The 2,167-nt window shown below is 46.3% G+C and carries 3 protein-coding genes; 1 reads left to right on the forward strand and 2 read right to left on the reverse strand.

Annotated elements, in window-relative coordinates:
* Positions 1-947, forward strand: a 947-nt coding sequence (locus PHU49_05050) for a 2-dehydropantoate 2-reductase (protein MDD5243365.1), incomplete at its 5' end; no start/stop codon positions are given.
* A gap of 120 nt (positions 948-1,067) precedes the next feature.
* Here the strand turns inward: PHU49_05050 and PHU49_05055 are convergent.
* Positions 1,068-1,769 (reverse strand): tetratricopeptide repeat protein, encoded by a 702-nt coding sequence (locus tag PHU49_05055; protein MDD5243366.1) that lies wholly within the window; start codon positions 1,767-1,769, stop codon positions 1,068-1,070.
* 59 nt (positions 1,770-1,828) lie between these two features.
* Positions 1,829-2,167 (reverse strand): hypothetical protein (locus PHU49_05060; GenBank protein MDD5243367.1); only part of this gene is annotated, 339 nt, incomplete at its 5' end.

The following is a 2,167-nucleotide window of genomic DNA, read 5'->3' on the forward strand; positions in this document are numbered from 1 at the left end:
ATAATGGAGGTAATCAATTGAATATTGCTGTCATCGGGGTAGGGGGAGTGGGTGGTTATTTCGGGGGGAAAATGGCCAGGGCAAACGAACACAGCACTGAAAACAAGATCTTCTTTGTTGCCCGCGGAAAACACTTTCAGGAAATTGCCAGGAACGGCCTCTTACTCGATACCGATAAGGGTGAATATATCTGTAAACCCTGGGTAATTACGGATGATATAGGTTCTCTACCGATCCTGGATGCAGTACTTGTATGCGTGAAAGGGTATGATCTGTCAGAGGTAACAGACTCGTTAAAAAATAAGGTTAACCAGGAAACAATCATTTTACCGCTTCTTAATGGAGTAGATATTTATCAGAGAATAAAGACAAAACTCAACGAGGCGACAGTGCTGCCTTCCTGTGTTTATGTCGGAACTCATATTGAAAGGCCTGGAAAAGTAACCCAGCGGGGCGGGGCGTGCAAGATCCATTTTGGAGATGACCCCGAGAAGAAAGGTATCGGGGACCGGTTCTTCAGAATATTGGAAGAAAGCGGGATCGAATACAATTATACCCATGATCCATATGCAGAGATCTGGAGCAAATACATATTTATCGCTGCATACGGGTTGGTAACAGCGAATTATAATAAGACGCTGGGTGAGATACTGGAGAACCAGGACTTATCGAATGAGGTACGATCAATAATGGCAGAGATATATAATCTGGCTAAAGCACAATCCGTGGCTCTTCCAAAAAGCATTGTGGAAGAATCCTATGAAAAAGGGAGGAAATTCCCATACGAGACGAAGACCTCATTTCAACGTGATTATGAAATAACCGGAAAGAAGGATGAAAGAGATTTATTTGGCGGCACTATCCTGCGAATGGGCGAAGAATATAAGGTTGATATAAAACAAACAAAACATATTTATGAGTCATTAGATATGAAGAAGGTCATTTAAGGCAGGAAGGCTGGGACGTATCCGGGATTAAATAGCTCCGGCAAAAGAGGCGTTGTTCCTATATCGTGTAATGTTTGGGTACCCGGTTGCGGGTACAGCACGCATGCACCATGCGCCGAATTACTTTCCTATCAGCTCCTTCAGGATGCGAAGGATCTCTTTGCTGTCCGGATCCATGATATTTGCCTTTTCCGCGGCCTCTATGGCCCTTGAGATATCACCGCTTTTAATAAAGGCGGTTATAAGTCCGAGATAAGCGGTTACATTGTCAGGAGCGATCTTCAATACCTCAGAGTATGTCCTGACCGCATCATCGATATTTCCCTTTTTCAGAAGATTCCCCGCGCCGGTAATATATAATCGGACAAGCTCATCCTTTGCTTTGTCGAATTGCGGGTCAAGCGTCAGCACTTCTTTAAAATAGCTGATCGCCTCGTCAGCATCGCCTTGGTTCACCGCTGAAATTGCCGCCCCAAAGAGGGCATCAAGGAGGACATCAAAGACATCTTTTTTGAATTCATCAGGGGCGAGACGGTAGGCAGTTCTCAAGGGCTGGACCGCATTCATATATTGTCTGAGGTTAAGATAACACCTGCCGAGATAAAGATATGCCTGGTAATAACCAGGATCAGTATCCGTTGCCTTCTGGAAATATTGAATTGCTTCCTGATATTTTCCCTGATTAAAGAGCGCTGTTCCCTGGTCGAACTCCCCTTCGGCCTGCCAGTTTTTAAGGCTCGCGCATGATACAAGGAAGAGGCAGAGGATTGCGATGGCTACCCATACAGGCGCAGGGTTGGAATTATGTAAAACCTTTTTCATTCCCCGCATGATAACCCGTAATCCTATTACAGACAACAATTATTCACCGATCCCCTTTATTACAGATTTATCACTTCGTTGTGGAGGATGAGGTCGAGGATCTCGTCCATGGATGCTGCTTTGCCGACTGCAACAATATCGGTGATGCAGAGGTCCTGGAGGCATAACTTCCCGGCGAGGATTTGGACGCCCTTCTCTTCAAGCGTCTTCAGTCGGGGAACCACAGGCGAACCTTCGACGAGGAGTTTCACCGCCGTATTCCAGAAGATCAGCGCCTTCGGTCTGTCTTCCCTTGTCGCGAGGGTCTCCAGGAGTGTCATGAGTATGGCAAACCCGAGGGTCTCGTCACCGCTCCCCACATACTCCGAACCGAAAACAATTACCCGGTCTTTGTCCAT

The sequence above is a fragment of the Syntrophorhabdaceae bacterium genome (genome assembly GCA_028713955.1).
Taxonomy (GTDB): domain Bacteria; phylum Desulfobacterota; class Syntrophorhabdia; order Syntrophorhabdales; family Syntrophorhabdaceae; genus UBA5609.